The following is a 12844-nucleotide window of genomic DNA, read 5'->3' on the forward strand; positions in this document are numbered from 1 at the left end:
CCCCGCTCGGGCATGTAGCTCAGTTGGATAGAGCGTCAGATTCCGGTTCTGAATGTCGGGGGTTCGAGTCCCTCCATGCTCGCTTCACTCGGCTCCCCCAGCTGCTGCTCACGGCCCTTCTCCAGCACCAGTCCCATGGCGCGGATTCCGCCTGGATCCACCATGAACCCGTGCTGCTGAAGTGCTGAGAGCGCCTCAGGCGGGGCTGCCACCGAAATGCTGCAACCGCTGAGCTCACGGCGCAGGCGGCTCAGGGCGCCGTGCACCAGCACCGCCAGCACCGTCGACTGCTGGGGATCCAGAGGGCAGGCCGAGAGATCCCAGAGGTTGGCGTTGAGGGCCTGATCGCTGGTGGCCCTCACGAAACCCACCAACCGTCCCTGAGGATTGCGCACGCACAGCTGCCAGGCGCTGCGTTCCAGCACCAGAGCCAGGCGGGCTTCATCCCGTGGCGTCTCGCCGCAGTCCACCAGCAACAGGTTCAACTCCCCGGGCTCAGGGGCCTCGACCTCCGTTCGGTAGCCCTCGGGAAGCCGTGGGGCGGGCGGTTGACTGCGGAAGGGAATCAAGCGCGGCTCAACCGGTGTTGCGCATGCCCGCGGCGATGCCGTTGATGGTGAGCAGAGCTCCGCGCAGCAGTTCGCTGCGGCTGTAGGTGCGTCCATCCTGGCCTTCCCCGCTGCTGGCTTCGCTCATGGGGGGCTGTCGGTTCTGATCGCGCAGACGCCGCAGCAGGGCCACCTGCAGATACCCCAGGGGCACGATCGTCTGGTTCCGCAGCTCGACGGAGAGCTGCAGGGCCGGATCCCCATCGAGCAGGCGGGTGTGGCCCGAGATCATCAGCACCAGATCCCGGGTGAGCACGAATTCGGCAGCGATCACTTCGAAGATCCCCTCGAAGGCCTCGCGGTGGCTGGGGCGCCCCAGGGCCTGCACATAGTGGTGGGCCAGGTCGAGATCCACCTTGGAGAGGGTCATCTCCACCTTCGAGATCAGCATCCGGAAGAAGGGCCAGCGCTGGTACAGCAGCCGCAGCAACTCCAGCTGTCCGGGGTCCTCGGTCAGTTCCTCCTCCAGGGCCGCCCCAACACCGAACCAGCTGGGCAGAAGGAAACGGCTCTGGGTCCAGCCGAACACCCAGGGGATCGCCCGGAGGCTGGAGAGGTCCTTGGCGCCACTCTTGCGGCGGGCGGGGCGGCTGGAGATCTGCAGCTTGCTGATCTCCTCGATCGGCGTGACCTGCTGGAAGAACGCCACCAGGTCGGGGTTTTCATGCACCAGCCGGCGGTAATGAACCCTGGAGCGGGCCGCCAGGCGGCCCATCAACTCGTTCCAGGTGGGGGTGTCATCGACGCTGGTGCTCACCAGGCTGTTCTGCAGCACGGCTGTGGTCACCGTTTCGAGGTTGTAGAGCGCCAGTTCAGGCAGGGAGTACTTGGAGGCCAGCACTTCCCCCTGCTCGGTGATCTTGATGCGGCCGTTGAGGGTGCCACTGGGCTGGGCCAGGATCGCCTGGTAGGCCGGTCCGCCCCCCCGTCCCACCGAGCCACCACGGCCGTGGAAAATGCACAGGGCCACATCGTGCTCGCAGGCCAGCCGCTGCAGGGCGATCTGGGCCTTGTGAATTTCCCAGTTGCTGGAGAGGAACCCCGAGTCCTTGTTGCTGTCGGAATAGCCGAGCATCACCTCCTGAAGGGGCTTGTCGGATTCGGAGCTGCTGGCCAGCAGGGTTCGGTAGAAGGGTTCGCTGAACAGGCGTTGCATCACCGCCGGGGCGCGCTGCAGATCCTCCACCGTCTCGAACAGGGGCACCACCAGCAGCTGGGTCTGCACGGCCTTGGGGTCCACCAGACCGGCCTCCTTGGCCAGCAGCATCACTTCGAGCAGATCGGAGACCGTGTGCGCCATCGAGATGATGTAGCTGCGGCAGATGCGCGGGCCGAATTCCTCCTGCAGCCGCTGCAGCATGCGGAACACAGCGAAGGTTTCGTCGGTCGCGGGGCTCCAGCGGGCGGCTGGGGGCAGCAGCGGCCGCCGGGTCTGCAGTTCCTGGAGCAGCCACTGCACCCGCTGTTCCTCGTCCATGTCCCCGTAGGGGACGGGCAGTTGCAGGTAGCGGGTCAGTTCGTCGAGCGCATCGCTGTGGCGGGTGCTCTCCTGGCGGATGTCGAGACTGGCCAGGCAGAAGGCGAAGATGTGGACCTGGCTGAGCAGGGTCTGCAGGGGTGCACAGCTCAGGCCTGTGGTCTCGAGGCTGTCGCGCAGCAGTTCCAGGTCCTGGCGCAGCTCGTTCACCGAGCCGTAGTGCAGTTCGGGCGGGGCGGCGGCCATCGGCCCGGTGCCTGTGATCAGCACAGCCGGCCCGGCGTTGTCGCAGGGGGATTCCCAGCCGGCTTCGGCCAGCTGCTGGTTGCGCTGATGGGTCAGGCGCAACCGCTCCACGATGTAGCTGAGCTTGAGGCGGTAGGGCTCGAGCCGGTAACGGGCCGCCCGCTCCTCGTAGATCTCGGGGAACCGCAGGCGGTCCATCTCCAGAGACTCGAGCAGGGGGGCGCTCACCTGGGACCACTGCATCGAGATGCTCAGCTGGTCGCGCAGGCCCTGCACCGCCGTGATGTAGCGCTCGATCATCAGCTGACGCTGATAGCAGGCGGTACGCCAGGTGATGTCGGGGGTGACGGAAGGGTTGCCATCGCGGTCGGAGCCCACCCAGGAGCCGAAGGTGCAGAAGGCATCCCGCGGCGCCACCACGTCCGGGTAGCTGCCGCTGAGGGCATTGATGATGCGCTGGCGCAACAGCGGCATCGCATCGAAGAGCACCTGCTGGAAGTAGTGGAGCGCGTAGTCCACCTCGTCGAGCACCGAGGGTTTGAACTGGTGCAGCTCGTCGGTGCGCCACCAGAGCCGGATCTCCTCCTCCAGCTGCAGCCTGAGGCTGCGTTCGTCCTGCAGTTCGGTGGGACTGTCCTGCTGAAGGCGATGAATCAGTGCCGCCACGCGCCGCTGTTTGTGACGCACGGTATGGCGCACGATCTCCGTGGGGTGTGCCGTGAACACCAGGCGGATGTCGAGTTCCCGCAGCAGGTTCTCGATCTGGGCCGGAGGAACGTTCAGTCCCCGCAGCCGCGTGAACAGCTCCCGGAAGGTGGCGGGATCGGTCTGACTGGCGAGCGGGGGCGCGAAGGGATCGGGGCTGGTGGGAGGGGCGGTCTCCTGCAGGCTGGCGAGATAGCTGTCTTCCTCGATGTGCTGCTCGAGGATGTTCACCAGCTGGAAGTACAGGGAGAAGGCGCGGGCGGCCGCGATCGCCTCCGAGAGGTCCATCTCCCTGATCAGCTGGACGATGGCCGCGGTGGTATCCAGAGTTCCATCGGCGGCCTCCGTCGGGTCACTCAGCCGCTTGAGGCGCAGCAACCTCTCGGACTGATCGGGCGGACATTCGCTGCGCAGAACTGTTCGCCACAGGTCTTCGACCAGCTCCAGCCGCTCTCCCAGCAGCCTGGTGACACGGGGAGATGGAGCCGTTGGCACGGCCTGGGAAGCCTGGGCGAGAACGGCTGATGGGGCGGACAGGGGCTGCCGCATGGGGGCCGACGCAGGCGAGGAAGGCTCCATGATCATCCCAAAGGGTGAGAAGTCGCCGTGTTGCGTGGTGCTGGTTCCGCTTCCGCCAGCTGCATGGCCTCGGCTTCATCCGAGAGGATCTCAGCCAGAGGCAGGCCTTGGGCGTGCCTCTCCAGCCAGCGCATCGCTTCATTGCCCTGTCCCAGGATCAACTGGAGCGGCTCAAGCCAGGGGCTCAGGCCGAGCTCGGCGGCGAGGGGTGCCATCCCATCGAGCTCCCGTTGAATCCAGCTGGCGGCCTCGATCTCTTCCCCCGAGCGCCAGTCGCTGAGCGTGGCCTTCAGGCTCAGGCGGGCGGCGGCACGGTCGTTGCGGTCGGCAAGCTGGGCCAGCCGATCCGGCCCCAGTGAGCTGGCCAGCAGAGGATCGTGGGCCGCAGGATTCTCCAGCATCTGGAGCAGGCGCAGTTCCGCGAACACGGTGACGGCCAGGAGCTGGCGCGGTTGGCTGATCAGATCACAGATCCGGATCTCCAGCCGGTTGAGGTCGTGGGGTCGATTCTCCCCATTGGGTCGCACGGAGGTCCAGAGATGACGCACGTTGCGCATGGACCCGGCGGCCAGCTGGGCCTCCATCCACTGGATGTAGTGCTGATGATCGAGAAACAGCGGCACCCTGGCCGGCGTGAGCGGAAACTGCAGCCAGCGCTGGGAGTGGGCACCGGTGACGACCCCATCGAGGAAGGGTGAGCTGGCACTGAGGGCCAGCAGCAGGGCCCCCTCGCAGCGCAACAGCCGACAGCCGGCGAACAGGCCGTCCATCTCGGTGAGCCCCAGGTTGATGTGCACACTGGCGGTCACCACCCGGGTGCCGTAGGTGGCCTCGATGTAGCCGTGGTAGGGGTTGGTGGGATCGGAGCGCTCGAAGCGCCGGCTGTCCCCGCGGCTGAGGGTGCTGCCTGGGAGCAGCGTCAGGCTCCGCTCGTTCAGCCAGCGGCGCAGGCGTCTGCGGGGCTCCAGCAGCAGCTCCAGCTGGTGGCCGTAGTCGGCATCCGGCGAGGTGATGTACTCGAGGTTGCGGTGGTCGGGTTCGGTGACGAAGCCCTCCAGATCGGTGGCGGCCTGCTCCGCCACGCCCACCACCGTGCCGTCGGCCCTGCCGGTGAACAGTTCCACCTCGAAGCCCTTGAGCAGGAGACGATCGTTCATGAACCGCTTCCCTGCAGGCAGGCCAGAGCCTTGAGCAGGCCGCGGGCCTTGTTCAGGGTTTCCTGGTATTCGGCGGCCGGCTGGGAGTCGGCCACCAGTCCTGCGCCGGCCTGCACCTGCACCCGCCAGCCACCTGCGCCGTCGGGGAGCACCACCATGGTGCGGATCGTGATGGCGGTGTTGAGGGCGCCGGCCAGATCCACCGCTCCGTAGACCCCGGAATAGGGGCCGCGGGCATCCGGTTCGTGGGCGTGGATGAGCTGCATGGCCCGGATCTTGGGCGCGCCGCTGACTGTTCCGGCGGGGAAGGCGGCCTTGAGCAGATCCCAGACGTCCTGGTTGGGATCGAGCAGGCCCTCCACCTGACTGACGATGTGCATCACGTGGGAGTAACGCTCGACAACCATCAGCTCGGTGACCCGGACACTGCCCGGCCTGCAGACCCGGCCCAGGTCGTTGCGACCCAGGTCCACCAGCATCACGTGCTCGGCGCGCTCCTTGGGGTCGGACAGCAGCTCCTGCTCCAGAGCCAGGTCCTCGGCCTCGTCGGCTCCGCGGGGGCGAGTGCCGGCGATCGGGCGCAGTGAAGCCTGGATGCCGCCGGTCACCGGTTCGGCCTTCACCATCACCTCCGGGCTCGAGCCGATCAGATACCAGCCGCCGAAGTTGAAGAAAGCCATGTAGGGCGATGGGTTCACCATCCGCAGGCTGCGGTACAGCTCGAAGGGATCCCGATGGATGCGCGTCTCCAGCCGTTGGCTGAGCACCAGTTGGAACACGTCACCCGCGGCGATGTGCTCCCGGGCGGCCACCACCGCCGCCTCGAAATCGGCCTGGGTTCGGTTGCTGCGGGTGTCCAGGTCCTGCTCGGGCTCAGCCTCCCACTGCAGGGGTGTGACGCCAGCCGGCAGGGGGCCGTGCATGCGCTCCTCAAGCGACTGAATCCTGGCGGCGGCCTCAGCGTAGGCCGCCAGGGGATCGGCCCCAGTGCTGAGGTCGGCATAGGCCACGGCCGTGATCTGTCGCTTCACCTGGTCGAATACCAGCAGGCTGTCGGCCAGCATCCAGCAGCCGTCGGGAGGGCCCTCGGGATCACTGGGATGGACCGGCACGCTGGGCTCGATCCAGCGGATCAGCTCATAGCCCCAGAAACCGAACAGTTGCCCCAGGGGTGGCAACCCGGGGATGACCGTGGGATGGATCGAGGCCAGGCAGCCAGCCAGCAGCTCGAAGGGATTCCCTTGAAACTGCGTCTGGCGGCCATCGCGCCAGCACTGCTGTCCGCTGTCTCCGCGGGCGGTGAAAGTCCAGACCGGATCGGACACCACGACGCTCCAGCGCCCCAGCCGCTCGCCCCCCTCCACCGACTCCAGCAGCACGCCATGGCTGCTGGAGGCCCCCACCTTCAGCCAGGTGGTGAGAGGGGTTTCCAGATCAGCAGGCCAGCGCTTCCAGAGAGGGATGAAGGTGCTGTCGTTGCCGTCCGCCGCCTGGGCAAGGAATGCGTTGCGATCGGGGAAGGGCATCACAGCAACGGGCAGACAAAAAAAACGGGGCACCCGGCCCCGCCTTTCTAAGGGTTGGAGGAATCAGGCCAGAGGGCCGATCCCCCAAGGAGATTCCAGGATGGATCAAGAAGCGCACCCAGGCCCGGAATTCAGGAATCGAAGGTGTTGCGGCCGGAGAACTTGAGGGTGGAGGGATCGGGGTTCTCTCCGATGCTGCGGGGGTTGTGACCCACGATCGGACGACCTTCGTTCACTTTCTCGGGGAAGACACCATCTTTGGGGTGCAGGTATTCGGTATCACCGCCGGGGAAGATGCGGTAGATCTTGAAATCCTCGATGCGTGGCTTGAACTTGGTACGCAGCTGGGTACCGAGGGCAAGGCACTGCTCCTTGCGGGAGAAGTACATGATGTTCTCGCCTTCGTTCATCTCTGCAGCTCCACCGGTGGGAAGCTCAAACACCTGGCCCTTGGCGCTGGTCCAGGTGATGGCGTACTTCTCCTCGGTTTCGGCGGAGTTGAGCAGACCGCCCGTGCTGCCGATGGACTTGGGAAGTTGACCGCTCAGCGCCGTTGCTGTCATGGCTGTTGGGGGTGTTGAGTCGGCGGACCCGTCGGGGAGTCGGCGGACCATGTCGGCTGGAAGCTAGCACTGCAATCTTGGCCCCCCTGGCTGCTGCCCCGCTCTCTTCACACCCGTCAACAAACGTCTGTGTCGTGGACGGTTTCACCCCCCGCCACGGGAAAGAACACGGTCAGACCCTGGCCGGCCCGTTCCGTGAAACGTCCTCCCAGGCTGTGGAAGAGGCGCTGGGTGGCCTGGCGGCTCAGTTGCAGGCTGCCCGTGAGGGGATTCCAGCGCAGCACCGGACCAACATCGTCGGCCGTGTCTTCTTCGGGTGTGCTGGCCAAGGTCGTTGCGCCCCCGGGCGGTTCGGTGCAGCGCAGCTGCAGCTTCAGGCGCGAGCCTGCGGGTTGCAGGCGGATCAGCACCGTGCTGCCCGAGGGCAGACTGCGGATGAAGCGATCCACCAGCCCCCCAAGCATCGTCTCGAGCCGGTTCGGGTCGCTCAGCACCGGTGGCAGCTGGCCGCTGATCGCCAGCTCCAGTTTCAGTCCACGGCGCCTCAGCTGCCGTTGCCAGAGCTCTTCGAACCCTTGCAACAGCTCGGCCAGGTCGGTGCGGGCCAGGGTCTGGTGGGGCCGTGGCCGCCGCTGCAGCTCGGCGGCATGGAAGATCAGGCCGAAACGGTCGATCTGTTCGCTGCATTCCCCGTCGATCTGCTCCAGCCGTTGGCGAACCACAGGCGGCAGGTCGGTGCGCCGCAGCACCGAGCGGATCAGGGTGCGGATCGTGGCCAGGGGCGTGCGCACCTCGTGGGTGAGGGCCTCCAGCAGGGCCAGTTCCCCGTTGCTCACCGCCCGGTCGTCTTCCTGACCCTGCACCAGGGGCTGCAGAGTCAGGCTCGGGGCCATCGCCGCCAGCCGCTCAGCCAGCCTCGGCCAGAAGCGCAGTGCTGTGCTCTCCTCGCTGCGCAGGGGGCCGAGCTCCTGGAGGGCCTTGCGCAAGCGCAGGGCCGACCGGGGGTCCGTGGCCCTCAGGCGCTCATCCACCAGAGCCAGGGTTTCCGAGAGGGTGGTGGGATCGAAGCGAAGCACCAGCCGCCGCTGCTGTGGGCTGCCTTCGAGGGCCATGGCCAGCTGCAGCTGGGGCGTGATCAGTACGAGCAGGGGGTCTGTGCCGTCTTCGGGCTCCAGGGCCAGGCGTTCGTAGGGGTTGGCGCCGCCGGGGGGGCCTGGTTTCGCTGCGGATTCCGCTCCGGGCAGCAAGGGACCTGATGGGCGCAGGCCAGTGCCGATCTGAGCCGGAGCCCACACCCAGCCCTGCAACTGCTCCAGCAGCGCGGGCTCGTAGAGGGCCGGCAGCGGTGAGGCCAGCCAGACGCCCCGCAGCGGTTGCAACGGAAGCAGGAAATCGTCCTGCAGGGTGGCCAGCGCGGCCCACCACTGGCGCCGCACCGTGTCGTCATCGCTGCGGCCCGGCGGGACTCCCTGCGACAGCCTGGCCTGCAGGACGGCCAGGCTCACCATCGCCGATGGGGCGCTCGGCCATGGCGGGACACCGAGGCGCACAGCCCCAGGGAGATGAAGTTGACGAGCATCGCCGAGCGCCCGTAACTCAGCCAGGGCAGGGGAATGCCGGTGATCGGGCCCAGGCCGATGGTCATGTTGATGTTCACCACCACCTGGAACATCAGCATCGCCCCGATGCCCACAACCACCAGGGATTCGTAATCGTTGCGTGCCCCCCCGGCGATCTGGAGGAGGCGCCACATCAGCACCACGAAGCCCACCACCACCAACATCGAGCCGATGAAACCGGTTTCCTCCCCCAGGGCACTGAAGATGAAATCGGTGTGCTGCTCAGGGATGAAGCGCAGCAGGGTGAGATGACCCTGCATCAGGCCGGTGCCCCAGAGCCCCCCCGAGCCGATGCCCACCGTGCTCTGCAGGAGGTGGTAGCCACCTCCGAGGGGATCCTGGGAAGGATCGAGAAACATGGTCAGCCGCGCTCGCTGGTGCTCCTTGAGGCCGTGGGACCAAAGCCAGGGGGTGCCCAGGGCGAACACCCCCTGAATCAGAACGGTGAGGGAAGCCGCCTGGGCCTTCCAGGGGAGGCTGCGCCAGGCCAGCAGGCCCATGGCGGGGATCCAGGCCACCAGCGCCCAGGGAATGGTGCCGGCGAGGATCGCTGTGACCAGTGGCGAGAGCAGGAGCAGCAGCCAGGCCCCGGGCATCCCCGACCAGAACATCATCACCAGCAGCAAGGCGCCGAACACCAGGGAGGTGCCCAGGTCGGGCTGGACGAACACCAGCAGCCAGGGCACGCTGATCATCGCCACGGGGCGGATCAGATCCACCGGACGCTCCACAGGATGGCGGGCGAGCACCCCAGCCAGCAGCAGGATCGCGGCCACCTTGGCGAATTCCGAGGGCTGCACGTTGAAGCCGGCGATGTTGATCCAGCTCTGGGCACCGAGGGCGCTCACCCCCACCACCCGTACTGCCACAAGGCTCGCCACCATGACCCCATAGATCAGCCAGCGGAACGGCTGGTAACGCTCCAGCGGGATCCGGGCCAGCACGAGGGCGAGGCCCAGGCCCACCGCCGCGGTGATCCAGTGCTGGTACCAGACGGCATAGGGGGCCTGGCGCTGGGTGCTGGCGATCAGGAGGCCGGCCACTGCCACCATGGCCAGGGGAATGCCCCACAGCACCAGATCCACCCCCTCGAGAGGCCGCCGCCGGGACGGCCGCGCCGTCGAGAACATGCTGCGCCGGGTGCCCAGCCAGGCCATCGTGATCAGGCGGCGGCCAGGCTGAGGCTGGTGATCCGCTGGGCCAGGGACTGGAAGGCGCGGGCAGTGGCCGACTCGGGTCGAGCGATCACCACCGGCCTGCCCTGGTCACCCCCATCCACCACGGCCATCTCGAGGGGCAGCTCGGCCAGCAGGGGCACGTTGGCTTCGGCGGCCAGGGTGGCCCCACCGCCACTGCCGAAGATGGCGTAACTGGCCTCGGGCCTGTCGGGGGGGATGAAGGTGCTCATGTTCTCGACAACGCCCAGCACGGGAACACCCATCTGCAGGAACATCGCCAGGCCGCGGCGGGCGTCCTGCAGGGAGACCCGCTGGGGTGTGGTCACGATCACCACGCCGGCCATCGGCACCGCCTGGGCGAGCGTGAGCTGGGCATCGCCGGTGCCGGGTGGCAGGTCCACCACCAGCACGTCGCGCTCCCCCCAGTCGGCCTGGTAAAGAAACTGACGGATGATGCCGTTGAGCATCGGGCCCCGCCACACCACCGGTTGGTTCTCCTGGATCAGCAGGCCCATCGACACCATGCCGATGCCGCAGGTCTCGATCGGCACCAGCACCTGCTCGTTGCCGCTGCCGCGCACCTCCGGGGTGCGGTCGGCCACCCCGAGCATGGTCGGGGCGTTCGGGCCGTAGATGTCGGCATCCAGCAGACCCACCCGAAGACCGCTCTGGGCCAGGGCGCAGGCCAGGTTCACCGCCACGGTGCTTTTGCCCACGCCTCCCTTGCCACTGCTCACGGCGATGATCCGGCCCACGCCGGGGATGCCCTGGCGCTCGGGCAGGTTGCCGCCGCCACCGGGGCCGTGGCCCGCGCCACCGATCGGTGACCCCTCAGGCCGCCCGCCTCCGCTGGGCTGGGCCAGCTCGATCTGCACTTCCTCGATGCTCTCGAGCGCCATCAGCGCCGCGCGGGCTTCGGCGGCGATGCGCTCCCGCTGGCTGGTGGCATAGCCCGGCAGGGCCAGGCTGAAGACCACACGGCTTCCCTGGGGACGCACCTGCTGGATCCAGCCCAGTTCGAGCAGACTCTGCCCCGTGCCCGCATCGCAGAGGGGCTCAAGGGCGGCAAGGGCCTGTTCAGCGGTGGCCATCCATGGGTGCCGGCATCAGGGACGATCCTAGGGGCCGCCCCCATGACAGAGGCTCTCGAAGGCTTGTGCGCCGGTTCGGCTGGCTGGAATGGTGGAGAGGTTTCGGACGTCCGGCGGGGCGTGATCCTCAGTGGTGGAGCAGGGACAGACGGGTGTGGCCGGTGGGGAGCAGGGCCGGGAAGTGCCAGAGCCCCTGCAGCGCCCCCCGGCCGATTCCCGCGCCCGTGCCCGCGCCCTGCTGATGGGCCTGCAGGACAGCATCTGCACGGGCCTGCAGGCCCTTGATGGCGAGGGGGTGTTCCAGGAGGAGAGCTGGGAGCGGCCGGAGGGGGGCGGAGGTCGCTCGCGGGTGATGAAGGCCGGGCGGGTCTTCGAGCAGGGCGGCGTGAATTTCTCCGAGGTGGAGGGTGACCAGCTCCCTCCATCAATCCTCAGCCAGCGGCCGGAAGCCGCCGGCCAGCGCTGGTTCGCCACCGGCACCTCGATGGTGCTCCATCCCCGCAGCCCCTACGTGCCCACGGTGCACCTCAACTACCGCTATTTCGAGGCGGGGCCGGTGTGGTGGTTCGGCGGCGGCGCCGACCTCACGCCCTACTACCCCTTTCTCGCGGATGCCCGTCACTTTCACCACACCTTGAAGGGGGCCTGTGACAGTGTCGATCCCACGCTGTATCCGGTGTTCAAGCCCTGGTGCGACGAATACTTCTTCCTCAAGCACCGCGGTGAAACCCGGGGAGTGGGCGGCATCTTCTACGACTACCAGGACCACGGTGGAGCCCTCTACAAGGGGCAGGATCCCAGCGGTCGTGCTGCGGCCATGGCCGCAGCCACCGGCCCGGTCCCCCACAGCTGGGAGCAGTTGTTCCAGCTGGCGAGCGCCTGTGGCAACGCCTTTCTGCCCAGCTATGTGCCGATCGTGGAGAAGCGGCACGGCACCCCGTACGGGGAGCGGGAACGCCAGTTCCAGCTCTATCGCCGTGGCCGTTATGTGGAGTTCAACCTGGTGTTCGATCGCGGCACGATCTTCGGCCTCCAGACCAACGGCCGCACGGAATCGATCCTGATGTCGCTGCCGCCGCTGGTGCGCTGGGAATACGGCTACGGCCCCGAGCCCGGCAGTCGCGAGGCCCTGGTCACGGAGGTGTTCACCAAGCCCCAGGACTGGTTCGGAGATGCCGCTCTGGAGGACCTCTGTCGGGCCCGGGGTGCCTTTGGCTGAATCCCTGGCCCTGGCCAGGTGCCGCCCGCAGTTGCTCAGGGGCGGGTTGTTGCCGGGTTACCGAGGGAGGTGGCCGGCAGAGTCGTCGGTCGGGGGCTGAGGCCCTGCTCCAGGGCCAGAACCACCCGCTCGGCGATGGCGTTGAGGGCTGAATCCCGGCTGCGGGGATCCCTCAGAGCCGATTCCAACGGACTCTCCAGCTTGCCGATCTCGAGGATGGCAATGCCGCGGCGGGGCGCACCAAGGCCGCCTCTGAACGCGAAGGGAAAAGCCCCGAAGGAGGCCGCCAGGCTTTCGTCGAGCAGGGTGGGAGCCTGATGCAGCGGCGGGATCAGCCCCGAGCCGAAGCCGTCGGGTCCGTAGGCGTCGTAATGGATCTCCATGGCGTACCCACCGCGGCGCACATGGGCCTTGCCCACACTCCAGTTGGTGCGGGGATCATCGCCGTCGGCGATGGTGCGCTGCGAAGGGACGTAGAGGCGGATCGGCAGACCGCGCCGGCGGCCGATCGCCACGACCCGCTCGGCGGTGCGCAGATTCCAGTAGAGCTCGTCGCGGATGCCAGGCTGCATCGGCCGGGCTCCGAAGCGATCCACCGCTTCACCACTGGTGCCGGACCCTTCCATTCCCTGGGAATCGGCGTGGCCTGCCATCACCAGGATCGGCGTGCCAGACGCCAGGGATCTGCGGCCGATCCAGTCCTTGCTCAGGGGTGAGCGTGGGCCGGTGAGCGGGTCAATGGCCAGACGTGCCGGGGCTTCAGCGGCGCTGCCCAGCACCAGCACAAGTCCCAGCCCCAGCAGGGCCAGGCCCAGGGACCTTGGTCGTGCCCGGAATGGGCGTCGGGCTGGAGCCTTCGGGAGGAGTCGCATGGCC

9 protein-coding genes and 1 tRNA gene are annotated in these 12844 nt (G+C 67.6%); 2 read left to right on the top strand and 8 right to left on the bottom strand.

The genetic code is table 11. The features are described from left to right. Window positions 1-8: 8 nt before the first annotated feature. A tRNA-Arg gene (locus tag FPZ61_RS01355) sits at window positions 9-82 on the top strand. Between the two features lie 494 nt (window positions 83-576). On the opposite strand, the gene ppc is transcribed toward FPZ61_RS01355, so the two are convergent. From ppc to FPZ61_RS01390, 7 genes are all read right to left on the bottom strand, one after another. Continuing rightward, window positions 577-3585 carry a phosphoenolpyruvate carboxylase gene (gene ppc / locus FPZ61_RS01360; RefSeq protein WP_185464161.1) on the bottom strand — a complete coding sequence of 1003 codons (3009 nt, stop codon included), beginning with the start codon at window positions 3583-3585 and terminating at the stop codon, window positions 577-579. Window positions 3586-3617: 32 nt separating this feature from the next. Then, entirely contained in the window at window positions 3618-4772 is a 1155-nt protein-coding gene (gshA, locus tag FPZ61_RS01365; protein WP_185464160.1) for a glutamate--cysteine ligase, read from the bottom strand. Further along, a complete protein-coding gene (locus tag FPZ61_RS01370; RefSeq protein WP_185464159.1) occupies window positions 4769-6298 on the bottom strand; it encodes an anthranilate synthase component I family protein in 1530 nt (509 codons plus the stop codon). Before FPZ61_RS01370 ends, gshA begins: the two co-directional genes overlap by 4 nt. Window positions 6299-6429: 131 nt before the next feature. Beyond that, window positions 6430-6861, bottom strand: coding sequence for a photosystem I reaction center subunit II PsaD (locus FPZ61_RS01375; RefSeq protein ID WP_185464158.1), 432 nt, complete (start codon window positions 6859-6861; stop codon window positions 6430-6432). 116 nt (window positions 6862-6977) lie between these two features. Continuing rightward, window positions 6978-8369 carry a HAMP domain-containing sensor histidine kinase gene (locus FPZ61_RS01380; protein ID WP_185464157.1) on the bottom strand — a complete coding sequence of 464 codons (1392 nt, stop codon included), beginning with the start codon at window positions 8367-8369 and terminating at the stop codon, window positions 6978-6980. Beyond that, the gene (rodA, locus tag FPZ61_RS01385; RefSeq protein ID WP_185464156.1) at window positions 8363-9637 is read right to left on the bottom strand and encodes a rod shape-determining protein RodA; all 1275 of its coding nucleotides are present in this window, start codon (window positions 9635-9637) and stop codon (window positions 8363-8365) included. Before rodA ends, FPZ61_RS01380 begins: the two co-directional genes overlap by 7 nt. 5 nt (window positions 9638-9642) lie before the next feature. Continuing rightward, entirely contained in the window at window positions 9643-10749 is a 1107-nt protein-coding gene (locus FPZ61_RS01390) for an Mrp/NBP35 family ATP-binding protein (protein WP_185464155.1), read from the bottom strand. A 133-nt stretch (window positions 10750-10882) separates the two neighbouring features. Between FPZ61_RS01390 and hemF the strand changes: the two genes are divergently transcribed. Next, on the top strand, window positions 10883-11968 hold the full coding sequence (gene hemF / locus FPZ61_RS01395; protein WP_185464154.1) for an oxygen-dependent coproporphyrinogen oxidase: 1086 nt from the start codon (window positions 10883-10885) through the stop codon (window positions 11966-11968). Between the two features lie 35 nt (window positions 11969-12003). Here the strand turns inward: hemF and FPZ61_RS01400 are convergent, their stop codons facing one another. After that, entirely contained in the window at window positions 12004-12840 is an 837-nt protein-coding gene (locus tag FPZ61_RS01400) for a dehydrogenase (RefSeq protein ID WP_185464153.1), read from the bottom strand. Between the last annotated feature and the right edge of the window lie 4 nt (window positions 12841-12844).

Source organism: Synechococcus sp. BSA11S, from assembly GCF_014224355.1.
Classification (GTDB): domain Bacteria; phylum Cyanobacteriota; class Cyanobacteriia; order PCC-6307; family Cyanobiaceae; genus Regnicoccus_A.

Excerpts from the sequence above, each read along its gene's own strand:
- FPZ61_RS01400 (WP_185464153.1), bottom strand. The coding sequence starts at position 12,840 with ATGCGACTCCTCCCGAAGGCTCCAGCCCGACGCCCATTCCGGGCACGA.
- FPZ61_RS01390 (WP_185464155.1), bottom strand. The coding sequence starts at position 10,749 with ATGGCCACCGCTGAACAGGCCCTTGCCGCCCTTGAGCCCCTCTGCGAT.
- FPZ61_RS01370 (WP_185464159.1), bottom strand. The coding sequence starts at position 6,298 with ATGCCCTTCCCCGATCGCAACGCATTCCTTGCCCAGGCGGCGGACGGC.
- gshA (WP_185464160.1), bottom strand. The coding sequence starts at position 4,772 with ATGAACGATCGTCTCCTGCTCAAGGGCTTCGAGGTGGAACTGTTCACC.
- FPZ61_RS01375 (WP_185464158.1), bottom strand. The coding sequence starts at position 6,861 with ATGACAGCAACGGCGCTGAGCGGTCAACTTCCCAAGTCCATCGGCAGC.
- ppc (WP_185464161.1), bottom strand. The coding sequence starts at position 3,585 with ATGCGGCAGCCCCTGTCCGCCCCATCAGCCGTTCTCGCCCAGGCTTCC.
- rodA (WP_185464156.1), bottom strand. The coding sequence starts at position 9,637 with ATGGCCTGGCTGGGCACCCGGCGCAGCATGTTCTCGACGGCGCGGCCG.
- FPZ61_RS01380 (WP_185464157.1), bottom strand. The coding sequence starts at position 8,369 with ATGGTGAGCCTGGCCGTCCTGCAGGCCAGGCTGTCGCAGGGAGTCCCG.